General features: G+C 71.8%; 17 protein-coding genes, 1 pseudogene and 1 riboswitch. Of the genes and pseudogenes, 3 read left to right on the top strand and 15 right to left on the bottom strand.

From position 1 onward, the window contains the following. Positions 1-12: 12 nt before the first annotated feature. Positions 13-999: a carbohydrate ABC transporter permease gene (locus QUE40_RS11880; protein WP_392423927.1), complete on the top strand. Its 987-nt coding sequence runs from the start codon at positions 13-15 to the stop codon at positions 997-999. Next, positions 996-1901: a carbohydrate ABC transporter permease gene (locus QUE40_RS11885; protein ID WP_142005825.1), complete on the top strand. Its 906-nt coding sequence runs from the start codon at positions 996-998 to the stop codon at positions 1899-1901. The genes QUE40_RS11880 and QUE40_RS11885 overlap by 4 nt, the downstream gene beginning before the upstream one ends. 51 nt (positions 1902-1952) lie before the next feature. Here QUE40_RS11885 and thiD read toward each other — a convergent pair whose 3' ends face one another. The 8 genes and pseudogenes from thiD to QUE40_RS11925 all read right to left on the bottom strand — a co-directional run bounded on the left by thiD (position 1953) and on the right by QUE40_RS11925 (position 10511). Next, positions 1953-2798, bottom strand: coding sequence for a bifunctional hydroxymethylpyrimidine kinase/phosphomethylpyrimidine kinase (gene thiD / locus QUE40_RS11890; RefSeq protein ID WP_289231090.1), 846 nt, complete (start codon positions 2796-2798; stop codon positions 1953-1955). Between the two features lie 83 nt (positions 2799-2881). Further along, positions 2882-3415, bottom strand: a complete 534-nt coding sequence (thiE, locus tag QUE40_RS11895; RefSeq protein WP_289231091.1) for a thiamine phosphate synthase — start codon at positions 3413-3415, stop codon at positions 2882-2884. A gap of 112 nt (positions 3416-3527) precedes the next feature. Next, a pseudogene (gene thiM, locus QUE40_RS11900) lies at positions 3528-4357 on the bottom strand (hydroxyethylthiazole kinase). Next, positions 4349-4472: riboswitch (TPP riboswitch) on the bottom strand. It overlaps the preceding pseudogene by 9 nt. 59 nt (positions 4473-4531) lie before the next feature. Then, on the bottom strand, positions 4532-6223 hold the full coding sequence (locus tag QUE40_RS11905; RefSeq protein WP_289231092.1) for a glycoside hydrolase family 13 protein: 1692 nt from the start codon (positions 6221-6223) through the stop codon (positions 4532-4534). A gap of 46 nt (positions 6224-6269) precedes the next feature. Beyond that, entirely contained in the window at positions 6270-7148 is an 879-nt protein-coding gene (locus QUE40_RS11910; RefSeq protein ID WP_142005829.1) for a carbohydrate ABC transporter permease, read from the bottom strand. Continuing rightward, the gene (locus QUE40_RS11915; protein WP_142005830.1) at positions 7145-8071 is read right to left on the bottom strand and encodes a carbohydrate ABC transporter permease; all 927 of its coding nucleotides are present in this window, start codon (positions 8069-8071) and stop codon (positions 7145-7147) included. The genes QUE40_RS11910 and QUE40_RS11915 overlap by 4 nt, the downstream gene beginning before the upstream one ends. A 21-nt stretch (positions 8072-8092) precedes the next feature. Beyond that, a complete protein-coding gene (locus QUE40_RS11920) occupies positions 8093-9379 on the bottom strand; it encodes an ABC transporter substrate-binding protein (protein ID WP_289231093.1) in 1287 nt (428 codons plus the stop codon). A 1-nt stretch (position 9380) separates the two neighbouring features. Next, positions 9381-10511, bottom strand: coding sequence for an ABC transporter ATP-binding protein (locus QUE40_RS11925; protein WP_289231094.1), 1131 nt, complete (start codon positions 10509-10511; stop codon positions 9381-9383). A gap of 117 nt (positions 10512-10628) precedes the next feature. Between QUE40_RS11925 and QUE40_RS11930 the strand changes: the two genes are divergently transcribed. Next, positions 10629-11867: an ROK family transcriptional regulator gene (locus tag QUE40_RS11930; protein WP_289231095.1), complete on the top strand. Its 1239-nt coding sequence runs from the start codon at positions 10629-10631 to the stop codon at positions 11865-11867. 84 nt (positions 11868-11951) lie between these two features. Here the strand turns inward: QUE40_RS11930 and QUE40_RS11935 are convergent, their stop codons facing one another. The 7 genes from QUE40_RS11935 to QUE40_RS11965 form a co-directional block, all read right to left on the bottom strand. Further along, positions 11952-12365, bottom strand: a complete 414-nt coding sequence (locus QUE40_RS11935; RefSeq protein ID WP_289231096.1) for a hypothetical protein — start codon at positions 12363-12365, stop codon at positions 11952-11954. Positions 12366-12451: 86 nt separating this feature from the next. After that, positions 12452-12823, bottom strand: coding sequence for a pilus assembly protein (locus QUE40_RS11940; RefSeq protein ID WP_289231097.1), 372 nt, complete (start codon positions 12821-12823; stop codon positions 12452-12454). Between the two features lie 264 nt (positions 12824-13087). After that, positions 13088-13264 carry a TadE/TadG family type IV pilus assembly protein gene (locus QUE40_RS19260; RefSeq protein ID WP_350226957.1) on the bottom strand — a complete coding sequence of 59 codons (177 nt, stop codon included), beginning with the start codon at positions 13262-13264 and terminating at the stop codon, positions 13088-13090. A 53-nt stretch (positions 13265-13317) separates the two neighbouring features. After that, a complete protein-coding gene (locus QUE40_RS11950) occupies positions 13318-13530 on the bottom strand; it encodes a hypothetical protein (RefSeq protein WP_142005836.1) in 213 nt (70 codons plus the stop codon). Positions 13531-13591: 61 nt separating this feature from the next. Beyond that, complete coding sequence (locus QUE40_RS11955; RefSeq protein ID WP_142005837.1) at positions 13592-14533, bottom strand: type II secretion system F family protein; 942 nt, start codon at positions 14531-14533, stop codon at positions 13592-13594. Beyond that, complete coding sequence (locus QUE40_RS11960; RefSeq protein ID WP_142005838.1) at positions 14530-15396, bottom strand: type II secretion system F family protein; 867 nt, start codon at positions 15394-15396, stop codon at positions 14530-14532. The genes QUE40_RS11955 and QUE40_RS11960 overlap by 4 nt, the downstream gene beginning before the upstream one ends. After that, complete coding sequence (locus QUE40_RS11965; RefSeq protein WP_142005839.1) at positions 15393-16619, bottom strand: TadA family conjugal transfer-associated ATPase; 1227 nt, start codon at positions 16617-16619, stop codon at positions 15393-15395. Before QUE40_RS11965 ends, QUE40_RS11960 begins: the two co-directional genes overlap by 4 nt. Between the last annotated feature and the right edge of the window lie 203 nt (positions 16620-16822).

A 16822-nucleotide genomic window follows, 5' to 3' on the forward strand; every position in this document is an offset into this window, starting at 1 on the left:
GGGCAACCACACATGAGCGGTGCGCTCGTCCCGCCGCCACAGGCCACCGGCAAGGCGATGGGTCGCCCCGGCCGCACCCGGATGAAGCCCGGCCGGCTCGGCTTCGTCCTGGTGACGCTCGGCATCCCGCTGCTGTTCTACGTCGGTCTCGTCGTCTGGCCGTTCATCCAGGCGTTCGGCTACTCGCTGACCGACTGGCAGGGCTTCTCGCCGGAGTTCCGGTTCATCGGGCTCGACAACTACGTCGCGCTGTGGAACGACGAGACCTTCCGAAAAGCGTTCCGCAACAACGTGATCCTGGCGATCGTGGTCCCGCTCGTCACGATCGTGCTGTCGCTGGCGCTGGCCACGATGCTCACCGTCGGCGGCTCCAGCTCGGGCTCGGTGCGCGGGCTCAACCGGTCCTCGTTCTACCGCGTGGTGTCGTTCTTCCCCTACACGATCCCCGCCATCGTCATCGGCCTCATCTGGGCGCAGAACTTCGACCCGTCCAACGGCCTGATCAACGCCTTCCTGACCACGATCGGCCTCGACGGGTTCGAGTCGTACGCCTGGCTCGGCGAGGTGCGCTCGGCCATGCCGGCGTCGATGTTCGTGATCATCTGGGGCTTCGTCGGGTTCTACACGGTGCTGTTCGTCGCGGCCATCAAGGGCATCCCGTCCGAGCTGTACGACGCCGCTCGCGTCGACGGCGCCGGCCGGTTCCGGATGACCACCACGGTCACCCTGCCGATGATCCGCGAGACCATGCAGACGGCGTACATCTATCTGGGGGTCCTGGCCCTCGACGCGTTCGTCTACATGCAGGCGCTCAACCCCAGCGGCGGCCCGCAGAACTCCACCCTCGTCATGCCGCAGGTGCTGTTCAACACCGCGTTCAAGAAGGGCCAGTTCGGCATGGCGAGCGCGATGGGCGTGGTCCTCGCAGTCACGACGCTGCTGTTCGCGGCGCTGGTGTTCCTCGCGTTCCGCCTGATCCGTGGGAGGTCCGACCGATGAGCCTGACCACCGACCGGCAGACCGGTTGGCCCGTCACCGAGGAGCAGCCGCCGAAGCGGCGGCAGGGCCCGAGCGGCAGCGACCGCGCCGTGACGATCACCTCGCACGTGATCCTCGCGCTGTGGTCGGCCATCGTCATCCTGCCGATGCTGTGGGTCTTCCTGTCCTCGTGGAAGACCACGAGCGAGATCTTCGAGTCGCCGCTGTCGCTGCCGAGCACGCTGTCGTTCGACAACTACGTCTCCGCCTGGAACGACTCCAACGTCGGTCGCTACATGCTCAACTCGGTGATCGTGGTCAGCTGCGCGCTGGTGCTGGTCATGATCCTGGGCTCGATGGCGGCGTACTCGCTGGCCCGGTTCGACTTCCCCGGCAACCGGTTCATCTACTACCTGATCCTCGCCGGCAACACGTTCCCGATCTTCCTCGCGATCGTGCCGCTGTTCTTCGTGCTGCGGAACATGGGGCTGCTCAACACCCTGCCCGGGCTGATCCTCGCCTACGTCGCGTTCGCCTTCCCGTTCACCGTGTTCTTCCTCTACCCGTTCTTCAAGGGGCTGCCACACGAGATCTCCGAGGCGGCCGAGATGGACGGCGCCGGCGAGTGGCGCACGTTCTTCCAGGTGATGCTGCCGATGGCGCGGCCGGGCATCGCGGCCGTCGCGATCTTCAACTTCCTCGGCCTGTGGAACCAGTTCCTGCTGCCGGTCGCGCTCAACACCAACGAGCGCAACTACGTGCTCTCCCAGGGCATGGCCGGGTTCGCCTCGTCCGCGGGCTACGCCGTCAACTTCGGTGCGCTGTTCGCGGCCGTCGTCATCACCGTGGTGCCCGTGCTCGTCGTGTACGTCATCTTCCAGCGACAGCTGCAGGGCTCGCTCTCCCAGGGGATGCTGAAGTAACAAGCCGGTCGAGTAGCCGCGAGGAACGAGCGGCGTATCGAGACCCCGCCCTCACCACCACTGGTGGAAGTGGTGCACCGGCCCGGAGCCGTGACCGATCTGCAGGTCGCGCCCGGCCTCGAGCCCAGCGGTGAGGTAGGCACGCGCGTCGGCGACCGCCCGCACCCAGTCGCCGTCGCGCTGCGGCAGCAGCGCCGCGATCGCGGCCGAGAGCGTGCACCCGGTGCCGTGCGTGTGCGGGGTGTCGACCCGCGGCTGGCGCAGCACGTGCTGCCCGTCGGAATCGGCGTAGACGTCGACCGCCTCCGGACCCGACCCGTGACCACCCTTCACCAGCACCCGCGGGATGCCGAGCTCGAGCAGCGAATCTGCCTGTCGCTGCTGGTCTTCCAGCGACTCGGCGACCTCTGTGCCGAGCAGGACCGCCGCCTCGTACAGGTTAGGGGTGACCAGGTCGGTGTGCGGTGCCAGACGGCGTACGGCATCGACCGCGTCGTCGTCGAGCAGCCGGCTCCCGCTCGTGGACACCATGACCGGGTCGAGCACGACCGGGCAGTCGAGCAGGTCGTCGACCGCCGCCGTCACGGCCTCGACGATCGGCGCGCTGGCCAGCATCCCGATCTTGGCGGCGTCCAGCCGCACGTCGTCGACGAGCGTCGCGACCTGCTCGCGCACGAACTCCGGCGGCACCGGGTGCACGCCCGTCACGCCCTGGGTGCTCTGCGCCGTGAGCGCGGTCAGCACCGCGCAGCCGTAGGCACCCAGCGCGCTGAACGACTTCAGGTCGGCCTGGATCCCGGCGCCGCCCGACGGGTCGCTCCCCGCGATCGTCAGCGCGACCGGCGGACGCGAACCACCCTCGCCCGCACCCTGCGCTGCGCGCTCCTCGCCGCTCACATTGTCTGTCGCGCTCGGTCGCACTCCGCTCCGGGCGCGTGCTCGTCCCTCGCCCGCACCCTGCGCTGCGCGCTCCTCGCCGCTCATAGCGCAATCCCTGTCTCCCACGCCGCGCGCAGGCGGGTCGCCTCGCCGCGCGGGTCGAGGCGGCCGCAGATCGCGCTGACCACCGCGACGCCGGAGATGCCGGACGTGCGCAGCTGCGGGACCTCGTCGACCCCGATCCCCCCGATCGCCACGCTCGGCAGCTCGGTGGCCTGGGCGATCGTGCGCACGCCCGCGGGCAGCAGCGGCGGCACCGTCACCTGCTTGGTGGCCGTCGGCCAGGCCGGGCCGATGCCGAGGTAGTCGACCTCGCCCGACTCCGCTGCGGCACGGGCCTGCTCGACGGTCTGCACCGACTGCCCGAGCCACCGGTCGGGGCCGATCAGCTCGCGCGCCTTGACCGGGTCGAGGTCGTCCTGACCGACGTGCGCCCCGGCCGCGCCGATCTCCTCGACCAGGTGCACCCGGTCGTTGATCAGCAGCGGCACCCCGGTCGGGGCGAGCGCCGCGACCAGGTCGCGGCCGAGGGCCACGACGTCGGCGTCGGACGCGTCGGGCTCACGCAGCTGCACGAGCGACACTCCCCGGTCGTCGCCGCCACGACGGTGTCGACGAGCCGCCCGCGGCCGGTCAGCTCGCTGCTCGTGACCAGATACAGCGACAGGTCGGGGACCCCGCGCCCGCTCACGCCAGCACCACGCGGTCAGCGAGCGCGTCGGGCTCGAGCGCGCTGAGCTCGTCGAGCAGGTTGACCGCGAACGACCCTGGGCCGCTTGCGGATTCGGCTGCGACGTCAGCGGCGACGGTGAGCGTCGCGGTCGCCGCGACGGCGGCGACGAACGGGTCGTCGGTGACACCGGCGTACGCCGACATCAGCGCACCCAGCGCGCAGCCCACTCCGGTCACCCTGGTCATCAGCTCGTTGCCGTTGCGCACGCGCGCGAGCCGGTCCTCGTGGACGATGTGGTCGACGGCGCCGCTGACCGCGACGACCGGGCCGGACAGCGACAGGCCGCGCGCGGGCAGGGTCGCCTGCTCCGGGGCATCGAGCGAGTCGACCCCGCGGCCGCCTCCCCCGCCGGCCACCGCGAGCACCTCGCTGGCGTTGCCGCGGACGATGGCGGGCTTGCCCGACGACAGCAGCTCGTGCACCAGCGACGTGCGCCAGCGCAGCGAGCCCACCGCGACCGGGTCGAGCACCCAGGGGTGCCCGCCTCGTCGGCGGCCCTGGCCGCCACCTTCATCGCCTCGGCGGTCGACTCGGTCAGCGTGCCGACGTTGATCAGCACCCCGTCGGCGACCGCGGCGAAGTCGCCGGCCTCGCGCGGGTTGTCCACCATCGCCGGCGCGGCGCCGACGGCGAGCAGCACGTTGGCGGTCCAGCCGGTGACGACGGAGTTGGTGAGGCACTGCACGAGCGGCGCCCGCTCGCGCAGCGCGGCGAGCGCCTCGGCGAGGTCGGCTGGGCCGACGTCCGCGCGGGTCGTGGTGGGCTCGGACTGGGTGGTCGACATCGTTGACGTCCCTTCGCTAGTACGACCTAGATCAGGTGCGACGGGTGTGATCTCAGCCGTGCCGAGCCGAGGCTCTCGCCTCTCCGTCCCTGGCACAGCACCCCGCGTCGTGTGTCCTCGACCCTAACCCGGGGGTGCGGCCTGCGCCTCACCCCCGGGTGGTCGTCCCACCGCTCAGACCGCGGTGCGCACCCAGGCGGTGGCCTCGCCCGGCAGCCGGCCGTCGACGAGCGGACGGGTGGTGAGCACCACCTCGCCCGCGGGGAGCTCGGCCGGCTCGGTGCCGAAGGTCGTCACCACGTGCCAGCCGCCGGGGCGCGAGAAGTGCAGCACCCCCTCGGGCGCGGGCTCCCAGGTGAGCTCCTCGTCGGTCTGCAGCTGCGCGCGCAGCGCCAGGGCGCGGCGGTAGAGCTCCAGCGGAGCCTCCGGGTCGCCCGACTGGGCCTCCACGGAGACCGCCCCGAACGACTCCGGCTGGGGCAGGTGCGCGGCCGAGCTGCCGAAGCCGTACGACGGGCCGGTGGTCGACCACGGCAGCGGCACCCGGCAGCCGTCGCGGCCGATCTGCTCGCCGCCGGTGCGCAGGAAGGTCGGGTCCTGGCGCCGGTCCTGCGGGATGGCCGCGACCTCCTCGAGCCCGAGCTCCTCGCCCTGGTAGAGGTAGGCCGAGCCGGGCAGCGCGAGCATGAACGCGGTCGCCGCGCGGGCCCGGCGCGCCCCGACCTGCGGGTCGATGGCCGGCGTGGTCCCGCCCGAGCGCAGCCACTCGTTCGCGAAGCGGACCATCACGTCGGCGCTGGCCGCGGTGTCCTTGCCCTGCAGCGCGTAGCGGGTGGGGTGGCGCACCACGTCGTGGTTGGACAGCACCCACGTGGTCGACGACCCCGAGGCCGCCGCCTGGGCCAGGTTGTCGGTGACGACCTCGCGGAAGGCCGTGGCGTCGAAGTCGGCCTCGAGCAGGTCGAAGTTGAACGCCTGGCCCAGCCCCTGCGGGCTGGCGTAGCGCGCCCGTCGCTCCGGCGTGGCGACCCACGCCTCGGCCACGGCCGTGCGCGGCGGGTCGTAGCTGTTCAGCACCTGCCGCCAGTCGGCGTAGATCTCGTGCACCTCGTCGCGGTCCCACATCGGGTGCTCGCCGGTGCCGGCCTCGAGCGCGAGCAGCTCGGCGTGGGTGGGCAGCTGCTCCGGCAGGTCCTTGGCGAGCCCGTGCGCGACGTCGACCCGGAACCCGTCGACCCCGCGGTCGCTCCAGAAGCGCAGCGTCGTGAGGAAGTCCTCGCGCACCTCCTGGTTGGCCCAGTTGAGGTCGGGCTGCTCGGGGGCGAAGTAGTGGTGGTACCACTGCCCGTCGCCCATCGGGTGCCACGCGGGGCCACCGAAACCGGACTCCCAGTCCGACGGCGGCAGCTCGCCGTCCTCGCCGCGCCCGTCGCGGATGACGTAGCGGTCGCGGGCCGGCGACCCCTTCGGCGCGGCCAGCGCCTCCTGGAACCAGGCGTGCCGGTCGCTGGTGTGGTTGGGGACGATGTCGACGATGACCTTGATCCCGGCTGCGTGCAGCGCGGCGACCAGCTCGTCGAACTCCTCCAGGGTCCCGATGGTGGGGTCGACGTCGCGGTAGTCGTCGACGTCGTACCCGCCGTCGGCGAGCGCCGAGGGATAGAAGGGGCTCAGCCACACCGCGTCGATGCCGAGCGTCTGCAGGTAGGGGACGCGGTCGATGATGCCGCGCAGGTCGCCGATCCCGTCACCGTTGGCGTCGGCGAAGCTGCGCGGGTAGATCTGGTAGACGCTGGCCTGGCGCCACCAGTCCCGGTCGCGGGGTCGCTGCGGGGTCGGCGCGGGGGCGGTGAGGGTGTCGGTCATGGACGGGCACGTTCCTTTCGGGTCGGACATGGTCGGTCGAAGGGGGCTACTTGATGGCGCCGCGCATGACGCCGGCGATGATCCAGCGCTGCCCGACGAGATAGCCGACGACGGCGGGGATCATGGCGAGGGCGTACGACGCGAAGGCCACGTTGATGTCGAGCGTCAGCGAGTTCTGGTAGGACGCCTGCACCACCGGCAGGGTCTGCTTCTCGACGTCGGAGATGATCAGCGACGGCATCATGTAGTCGTTCCACGAGCCGAGGAACGAGAAGATGCCGACCGTCGCGGCCATCGGCAGCAGCAGCGGGAAGACGATCTTGCGGAACACCTGGAAGGGCGTCGCGCCGTCCAGCGCCGCGCTCTCCTCCAGCTCCTCGGGCAGGTTGCGGATGTAGGCCGCGAACAGCAACGAGTTGAACGACAGCCCGAACATGATGTGCAGGATCGCCACGCCGAGCGGATTGTCCAGACCGAGCGCCGACATGAGCTTGATCTGCGGCAGCACGAGCACGACGAACGGGATGAACATCGCGCCGAGCAGGCTGATGAAGCACAGCCGGAAGAAGCGGAACTCCCAGTTGCGCACCACCGCCCAGGCGAACATCGACGGCAGGAAGATGTTGCCGGCGACCGCGATCGCGCTGATGAACACGCTCCAGCCGAAGGCCCGCGGCGCGTTGACCAGCTCCCAGGCGGTGGCGAAGTTGCCGAACGCCGGGTCGGTCGGCAGCGCGAACCCCGCGCCGGCGTCGCTGTTGGCGCCGGACTTCAGCGCCATGGCGAGCACGAAGTAGAGCGGGACGAGCACCACCAGCGACCCGATCGCAAGGACCGTCGTCGGCAGCAGGCGGTACGGCCGTGGCGGGGCGAGCGGGGGCGGCTCGGTCCGCGCGTGGTCGGGACGCTCCAGCGTGGTGGTCATCTCTTGTCTCCCATCAGCTTGACGACGCCCAGCTGCAGCAGCGACAGCACGACGGTGACCAGGAAGAAGACCATGGCGTTGGCCGTGCCGTAGGCGATGTCGCTGGCCTCGACGGTGCGCACGATGCTCATCGCGATCGAGGTGGTGGCGCCGCTCGGGCCGCCGCCGGTGAGGCCGACGATGATGTCGTAGGCGTTCAGCAGGTTCTTCAGCCCGAGCACCGTGTTGATCACGACGAACGGCGCCAGCAGCGGCAGCGTCAGGTGGCGGAACTTGCCGAGCTCGGTGGCGCCGTCGAGCTCGCCCGCCTCGTAGACGTCGGAGCCGATCGAGGACAGCCCGGCGAGGTAGATGATCACCGTGCCCGGGAACGACGCCCAGACGGTGACCAGGACCAGGCCGGTCCACGCCCAGGTCTCGTTGGTCAGCAGCCCCTCGCCGAGCGGGCCCCAGGTGATGATCTTGGGGATCGACTGGTTGAACAGGTACTGGAAGCAGTAGGCGACGACCAGCCCGGACAGCACCATCGGGATGAAGTAGATGCCCTTCCACAGGCCCGGCCAGCGCACCTTGGAGGTCAGCAGCACTGCGAGGTACAGCGAGACGGCGTTGAGCAGCAGGGTCGCGGTCGCCGCGTAGAGGAACGTGAACCGGTAGGACTGCTGGATGTTCGGGTCCTGGAACATCGAGACGTAGTTCGCGAGGCCGATGAAGCGCCACTCGCCGTAGCCGGCGTAGTTGGTGAAGCTGTAGAACGCGCCCTGCACCGCCGGCACGACGATGAACAGCCCGAACAGGATCATCGGCGGCACGACCATCAGGTAGTGCGTGAGCGAGGGCTTCTTGCGCGGCAGCTGCGGGTCGGCGTCGGGCAGCTGCGGCCGGGCCAGGTCGTCGGGGGTGATGGTGCTGGAGGACGTCATCGTGTCTGATCCCTCCTCGGGTCAGGCGGACAGCCGGATGGCCAGCCGCTTCCAGTCACGGTCGAGCTTTCCGAGGAAGGTCTCGACGTCGCCGCCGTAGATGTATTCCTGCAGATAGCGGCGGGCGGGGATCGCGGTCGGGATGTACAGCTCCGGGCCCTGGGAGTAGCGGCCGGAGAGGACGTACGGGTTGAGCCCGGAGACGAGCGGGCTGGACTGCTCCGGGGCCGCCTTGTCGGGCGAGAACGCGAGGTTGTCGGCGTTGTAGCGGTGCACGATCTCGGGACGCATGAGGTAGTCCATGACCGCTAGCCCGCCCGCGCGCTCGGCGCCGGTGGCCGAGGCCGGGGTCCACACGACCTGGTCGAGGTTGATCGTCGCGGTGGTGTCGGCGGGGTCGTCGGTCATCGGCAGCGGGAACATCCCGCCCTTGAACTGCGGGTTGGCGCCCAGCACCCCGGCGTACGCCCACGGCCCCTGGAACATCATCGCCGCCCGGCCGGCGGCGAACTCCCGGTTGCCCTGGTCGTACGCGATCGTGCGGGCGTTGCTGTTGAAGAAGGGCAGCAGCTGCTTGATCTGCACCAGCGGCTCGCGGAAGTTGCTGCTGAACGACTGCGGCGACGCGGGGCTGAGGTCGTCGCCGACGGCCTCCAGGTCGCGGAAGAACTTCGCGACGTCGAGCATCCCGACGACGGAGTAGTTGAACATGCCCTGGCCGAGCGTCCAGTCGTCGGCGAACGTGCCGAGCAGCGGGGTGATGCTGCGCGACTGCAGCCGCCGGCAGACCTGCAGGAACTCGCTCCAGGTGGTCGGCACCCGCACGCCCGCGCGGGCGAACAGGTCACGGTTGTAGAGCACGCCCTGCCCCGCGATGGAGTAGGGCACCGCGCCGATCTGGTTCCGATAGGTGCCGTACGCCTGGACGAACTCGACCATGTCCGGCCGGATCGTGTCGAGCACCGGGTTGTCGCGCTGGTCGGCGAGCACGCCGCGGCGCATGTAACCGCCGAAGGTGATGTCGAAACCGTTGATGCCGACCGCCACCGGGGAGCTGCGCACGAAGTCGGCGATGACCCGGGTGTTGTCGTTGTTCTCCAGCTCGGCGGTGACCCGCGACTGGCTGCGGTTGAAGCCCTCGGTCACCCGCTGGAAGTAGGTGATGGTCTCGCGCTTGTTGGCTGCGAAGCGCACGGTCGTACGTCCGTCGGACGAGCCGCACCCGGCCAGTCCGCCCGTGCCCGCGGCCGCGACGGCCAGCGCGCCGGCACCGCGCAGGAGCGTGCGACGGTCCACCAGGGCGGGCATCTCAGACCGCCTCCGCGCCGGCCGCCACGACCTCGCGGTCACCGTCGTAGTCGGGCAGCCGCTCGCCGGTCTCGGCGTCGAACAGGTGCATGGCCGAGCGGGCCGGGCGCAGCGTGATGCCCTCGCCCACCGTGTGCCGGGCGCCGGCCGGGCGGCGCACGGTGATCTTCTTGGGCTCGGCCTCCTCGGTGGACAGGTAGATGTAGACGTCGTTGCCGAGGTTCTCGACCACGTCGACCCGGGCGTGCACACCGGGCTCCCCGTGGCCGAGCACGCGGAAGCCCTCGGGCCGACTGCCGACGACGACCTTGTCGCTCGTCAGCGCCGCCTGCTGGGTGCGGGTGAGCTGGATGTCGAAGGTGCCGTAGCGCACCTGGCCCTGCGCCCCGACCGGGGCGGTCAGCAGGTTCATCGACGGGGACCCGATGAACCCGGCCACGAAGACGTTGGCGGGGCGGGCGTACATCTCCTCGGGCGGGGCGTACTGCTGCAGGACGCCGGCCCGCAGCACGGCGATGCGGTCGGCCATGGTCATGGCCTCCACCTGGTCGTGGGTGACGTACATCGTCGTGACGCCGAGGCGGCGCTGCAGCTCGGAGATCTGAGTGCGCGTCTGCACCCGCAGCTTGGCGTCGAGGTTGGACAGCGGCTCGTCCATGAGGAAGACCTTCGGGTGGCGCACGATGGCCCGGCCCATCGCGACGCGCTGACGCTGGCCGCCGGAGAGGTTGGCGGGCTTGCGGTCCAGGAACTCCTCGAGGTCCAGCAGCGCGGCGGCCTCGCGCACCCGGCGACCGATTTCCTCCTTGGGCGTCTTGTTCAGACGCAGGTGGAAGCCGATGTTGTCGGCGACGCTCATGTGCGGGTAGAGCGCGTAGTTCTGGAAGACCATGGCGATGTCGCGGTCGCGCGGCGCCACGGCCGAGACGTCCTCGCCGCCGATGTAGACGCGGCCGCCGGTGATGAACTCCAGGCCGGCGAGCATCCGGATCGTGGTGCTCTTGCCGCAGCCGGACGGGCCGACGACGCAGACGAACTCGCCGTCCTCGACCTGCAGGTCGAGTCGGTCGATGGTCGGTGCGTCCAGGCTCGGATACTGCAGGGTCGCTTGGTCGAAGACGACGTTGGCCATGCCGGATCCCTCGCTCGGTCTCGCCGCTGGTGCGGGCACCCATTTTGGAAAGGTGCTTAAGTAAAGGTGATTGCTATGATTCGGGTCACATCGCCGCCCTGTCAAGAGGAGTCTTGAATGCCCAGTCACGCACCCGGCCCCGCCGCCCGGCTGGCCAACCAGGTCGCGGTGCTGCGCGCCCTGCACGCGCTGGACGAACCCACCGTCACCGAGCTGATGGAGCGCACCGAGCTGTCCCGCCCCACGGTGCACGCGGTGTGCGACCAGCTGACCGAGGCCAACCTGGTGCGCGAGGTCGAGCCACGCGTCCTGCCCGCCACCCGCGGGCGGCGTCCGCGCTCGTTCGCCCTGAACACCCGGGCCGCGCACCTCGTGGGCGTCGACCTCGGTGTGGCCTCGGTCCGGGTGGTGGTCACCGACCTGCGTGGGGAGACGCGGGGCGAGGCGCAGGCCGAGGGACTGACGTACGACACGCCCGCCCGCGAGCGGATCGCGGCGGCCCACGCGTGCATCGACGAGGCGCTCGGGATCGCCGGCATCACCCGCGACGCGGTGCTGACGGTCGGCGTCGGCCTGCCCGCGCCGGTGCGGCCCGACGGCCGGCTAGCGGCGACCGGCGGCTATCTCGCCGACCTCCCCGAGCTCGACGTCGCCGCCGAGATCGCCGGGGACTCCGGGTGGACGGTGCTGGTGGAGAACGACGCCAACCTGGCCGCCCTGGCCGAGCTGCGCCAGGGGGCCGCGCAGGACGCCCAGCACCTCGTCGCGATCCTCGCCGGCGAGCGGCTCGGCGCCGGGATCATGGTCGACCGCCGCCTCGTGCGGGGTGCCACGGGGGCCACGGGCGAGCTGTCGTTCGCGACGTTGCTGGAGCGGGTGCCCGGGGCGTACGGCGTGGGCACGCTCGCCCGCGAGGCCGCGCTCGGCGCGCTGGCCTCGGCGTCACCGGAGCGCAGCGCGGACCTGCTGGCGCGGTGCGACGGCGACCCGGCGCAGCTGACCGGCAAGCACGTCTTCGACGCAGCTGCGGCGGGAGACCCGCTGGCCCGGGAGGTCATGGACGAGGCGGCCGAGCCGATCGCCCGGCTGATCGTCGTGCTGCAGCTGCTGCTGGACCCCGGCACGATCGTGATCAGCGGTGCCGTGGCGAACGCGCCCGGCCTGCTCGAGGCCGTGCGCCGGCACCTGCCCGACCTCCCGGAGAACGCGGTGCACCCGGCGACCATCGTCGCCTCGACGCTGGGCGGCCGGGTGGTGGCCACGGGCGCCGCGGTGCTCGCGATCGACGACTTCTGGCACCGCCTGTCGACCGACCCGCACTCGGTGGTGCCGCGGCTGCGCGCCCCCGCCTCCTGAGCCGGTGCTGCCGGACGCGGGCGCTGGCGCTGGGGCTCCGGGCTCGGAGCTCGGACTCCGGGCTCGACGTGCGGGGCCGCCCGCTCAGGGTGAGACGTCGGCGCGGGCGCGCGACTCCACGGTCACCGGCACGTCGCCGAGGAAACCGAGCAGACCGCCGGTGATCGGCGGGTCGACGTTGCCACGCAGGATCACCACCGCCGTACGCCCGTCAGGACTGCCCGTGCCCGGCTGCAGCCCCCACGACGTGACGTGGGTGGGCAGGGTCTGCCGCCCCAGGTTGGTGCCGGCCACCTGCTGCACCGAGCCGTCGGTGAGCGTGAGCTCCTGCCCGACCCCGCGGCCGTAGATCGCGCCCTCGTCGATCGCGTCGGCCGCGTCGGACGCCGCGGAGTCGGCGGCGTCGATGATTCGCATCCGCGCGAGCTGCACGGCGGTCACGTCGACCGCCCCGAGGATCAGCAGCGCCAGGATGCCGAGGAGGCCGGCGATGAGCACCGAGATCCGGCCGTCGTCGCGCCCCCGCCATGCGCGACGACGGCGGCTGGTCCCCGGATCTTGTTGTGCCACAAAGCTTCTCGAGGTCACGGTTGCTCTCCGAACCGGTCGACCGACTCCACGTGGCGGGCGGTCACGGTGATGGCGGTCGGCACCACGTCGGACACGAACCCCGGGACGAACGGCAGCGGCACCTCGAGCGTGGCCTGGGTGCCCACCTGCGCGTCGCGGGTCAGGCACGGGGCAGCGCTGCAGGTGATCGCCACCTGCCCCTGGCCGGGGAAGCCCTGGTCGGCGAACGCGATGGCGGCCGCTGACCGGGCCCGCGCGGGGGCCGCCCCCGAGGACTCGGCGGTGACGAACGTCCGCCCGGCCTCGCGGCTGGCGGCCGACACGGCATAGGCACCGGCCTGGAGCCGGGCCAGCGCGACGACGAGGTAGAAGACCGGAAGGGTCACCAGCACCCCGAGGAAGACGAACTCGACGATCGCGCTCCCCGCTCGCGCCGGCGGCGGCGCAGCCGCTGCAGGAGCGTTGCAGCCAGCACGGTCACTGGTCCTCCGCGTAGGCACGGCCGCTCACCGTGAGCTCGCGCCCCGGACCGAACGGACCGATGATCGGCAGCGGCGCGACGACCTGCACGCGCACCACCGCCACCCCGCCCTCGCTGCCGCGGGCGGCGCTGACGTCGCGCGCGTAGGAGTCGCGCAGGCTGGTGCGGATCAGGGCGCGGGTGCGGTCGGCCCCGGCCGCGGGCGAGCTGTCGGCGCGGGCGCCGTAGCGAGCCCCTCGGCTGCGTGCGCGATGAGCGTGTTGCGCACGTGCAGCGCGAAGCCGAGCTGGAACGCGGCGAGGAACAGCACGATCACCAGGACGCTGACCATGGCGTACTCCGCCACGGCCGACCCCTCGTCACCGCGCCGGCGGCCTCCCGGTCGCCCGGGAGGCCGGATCACGGACCGCTGACCCCGTTGATCGCCTGGGTGAACATGTCGCGCAGCGCGGGCCCGGCGACGCTCCACAGCAGCGTCACGATGCCAGCGGTCATGAGCGTGATGAGCACCCAGCCGGGCACGTCGCCGCGGTCGCGCTGAGCGGTGAGCCGGTGCTGGGCGCCGACCATGGCGCGCAGCACCCGGCGGGCAAGCGTCTGGTTGGTCGTCATGGTGTTCTTCTCCTCTGGTGACGGTTCACGAATCTCGTGAGGTGACAGGCGGTTTCGGACATCAGGGGCCTCCGAGCTGGAGGACGGACAGGCCGGGGAAGACGGCGAAGAGGATCGTGACGGGGAGCACGAGGAAGACGACCGGGACCATCATCGCGATCTCACGACGGCCGCCCTCCTCGAGCAGCAGCTGCTTGCCCGCGTCGCGCGCGTCCTGGGCCTGGGCACGCATCACGTCGGCGAGCGGGGTGCCGCGCTCGACCGCCACGACGATGCCGTCGACGAACCGGGCGAGGCTGGGGATGCCGGTGCGGTCGGCGAGCCCCTGCAGCGCCTCGGGCAGCGAGGCGCCGGCGCGGGCGTCGGCCAGGCAGCGACCGAGCTCGCCCGACAGCTCACCGCGGCTGAGCTTGGTGACCCGCTCGAGGGCGGCCGCGGCGCCCTCGCCCGCGGTGATCGCGAGCGCGAGCATCTCTGCGACAGAAGGGAACTCGGCGAGAATGCGCTCCTCGCGGCGACGCGCGTCGCGGGTCAGCTTCTGGTCCCTGGCCACCACGCCGGCCATGACGGACAGCAGGATGAGCAGCACGGCCACCGGGATCGACGTGCCCGAGCGCAGCACCCGCGTGGTCGCGAAGACGATGCCGCCCAGGCCGGCGAGCACTCCCCACAGGGCCTGCTGGGCACGGAACCCCTCGACGTCGGTGGGCTGCCCGGCCCGCTCCAGCCGCCGGCGTACGGACGTGGCGCCACCGAGCAGGTGGTCGACCAGCGCGCCGAGCCGGCCGAGGACCGGCCGCAGCAACCGGTGCACGCTGAGGTCGGCGGTCGGCTGCAGCAGCCGCGAGGGACGCGGCTTGTCGCTGACGTAGGGCCCCACCCGGTCGGCGAGGTCGGGGCGTCGCCCGGCCGGGATCCCGCGCAGCACGAGCAGCAGCCCGACGCCGACGACCGCACCGAGCACGGCACCGGGCCAGCTCCAGGTGAGCGCTTCGAGGCTCATCGCATGATCCGGACTTCTTCGGGCAGCCGGCCGATGCGGCGCATGATCCGGTAGGCCAGCAGCGAGACCGCTCCCCCGAACGCCAGCACCAGCACCCCGGCGGGCGTGCGGTAGGCGTCGAGCGACTGGCCGTTGGTCGCCAGCATGAGCAGCACGATCCACGGGGCGCACAGCGCCAGCCGCGCGGCGTTGACCGTCCAGCTCTGGCGGGCCTCGAGCTCGGCGCGGGTGCGCGCGTCCTCGCGCAGGAAGGTCGACAGGGTCCGCAGCAGCCGGCCGAGGTCGGTGCCGCCGACCTCGCGAGCGATGCGCAGCGACTCGATGAGCCGGTCGGCCACCGGGTCGCTCAGCCGGGTCTTCAGCGCGTCGAGGCAGTCGTGGAACCGGCCGGTGGTGCGGTAGTCCTGCGCGAAGTCGGCGAAGACCGGGCGCAGCTCCTCCGGTCCGCGCACCGACAGCTGGGCCAGCGACTCGGGGAGAGCCAGGCCGGCGCGCACGGCCGAGGCGATGTGGTCGACCACGTCGGGCCAGACGTCGCGCAGCTGCTTGCGCCGCCGCCGGGCGCGCGCCCGCAGCAGCGCGATCGGGGCGTAGCCGGCACCGCCGGCCGCGAGCAGACCGAGGGCCGGTACGCGCGTCAGGCCGAGCACGAGCAGCCCGCCGCAGACGCCGAGCAGCACGCACGCGGTGAGCAGCCGGCCGACGGTGACGGCGGACCACCCGGCCTGGGCGATGTCGTCGCGCAACCGGTCGGCGCGGCTGGGCCGGCCGGCGTCGACCGGCTCCTCGGTGCGCGGCCAGAACGACCACCAGACGCAGAACAGCCCCAGCCCGAGCGTGAGCCCGAGGGCTGTGCCGGTCATCCGTGGCTCCCGAGCAGCTCGTTGACGTCGAAGCCCGCGCGCTCGAACTGCTCGACGTGGGGCGGGAACCCGTCGCCACGCTCGAGCGACCGGCCGCGCGAGACGAACAGGTCGGACAGCTCGACGACGTCGCCCTCGGCGCGACCGGGCAGGGCGACGATCTCGCGCACCCGGCGGCGGCCGTCGCGCTCGAGCACGACGTGCACGACCACGTCGATCGCGCTGGCCACGGTCGGGACGACGAACGTGCTGCTCACGTTGGAGCCGGCGAGCAGCGGCAGCGTGCACATCTTGATGACGGCCTCGCGAGCGCTGTTGGCGTGGATGGTGCACATGCCGGGCAGTCCGCTGTTGAGCGCGATCAGCAGGTCGAGGCTCTCCTCCTGGCGCACCTCGCCGACGATGACGCGCGAGGGCCGCATGCGCAGCGCCTCCTTGACCAGCCGCCGCAGCGGGATCTCACCGGTGCCCTCCAGGCTGGCCTGCCGGCACTGCAGCGCGGCCCAGTCGCGTAGCGGCAGCTTGAGCTCGAAGACCTCCTCGCAGCTCACGACCCGCTCGTGCGAGGGGATCGCCGAGGCGAGGCAGTTGAGCATGGTCGTCTTGCCGGCCTGGGTGCCGCCGGAGACCAGCACGTTGAGCCCCGAGGCGATCGCGGCCGACAGGAAGCGCGCCGCCTGCTGCGGCATGCTGCCCATCGACACCAGGTCGTCGAGGGTGTGCGCCCGCACGACGAACTTGCGGATGTTGACCAGCCACTGCTGCCGGGTGACGTCGGGGATCGCGACGTGCAGCCGCGAGCCGTCGGGCAGGGCCGCGTCGACGAACGGCGAGCTGAGGTCGACGCGGCGCCCGGACGGCTTGAGCATCCGCTCGACGAGGGTCTTGACCTGCTCCTCGGTGAGGATGGTCGGCGTGAGCTCGGGGACCCCGGACCGGGCGACGAACACGCGCGCCGGCTCGTTGATCCAGATCTCCTCGATCGTGGGGTCGTCGAGGTACTGCTGCAGCGGGCCGAGCCCGGCCACGGCGTCGAGCACCGAGCGCGTGGCGGCGTCGCGGTCGCCGAGCGGCGCCAGGCCGCCGTGCAGCGAGCGCTCCTCGTAGTCGCGCACGACGTCGTCGACCAGACCCTGCAGCACGTCACGGTCGCTCGCGGGATCGAGCCGCTGCCGACGGATCAGCTCGCGGACCTCGCCCTCGATGACGTGGATGCCCTCCATACCCCTGCCTCGTCCCTCTGCGACGAGAGGCGCCGACCCCCGACGGCGACTCCCGGGCCGGATGACCCGGCACGAGGAGTCATGAAAGCCAACCGGGAGGGGCTGTGGCGGTATCCACAGCAATCTTTAACAACTCCATACCTACGGGTACGTCAGTCGCCGCCTTGTCCACAGGCGCGCCCCGCGCTCCCGGCGAGCAGGCC

The organism is Barrientosiimonas endolithica (assembly GCF_030296655.1).
In the GTDB taxonomy this organism is placed as follows: domain Bacteria; phylum Actinomycetota; class Actinomycetes; order Actinomycetales; family Dermatophilaceae; genus Barrientosiimonas; species Barrientosiimonas humi.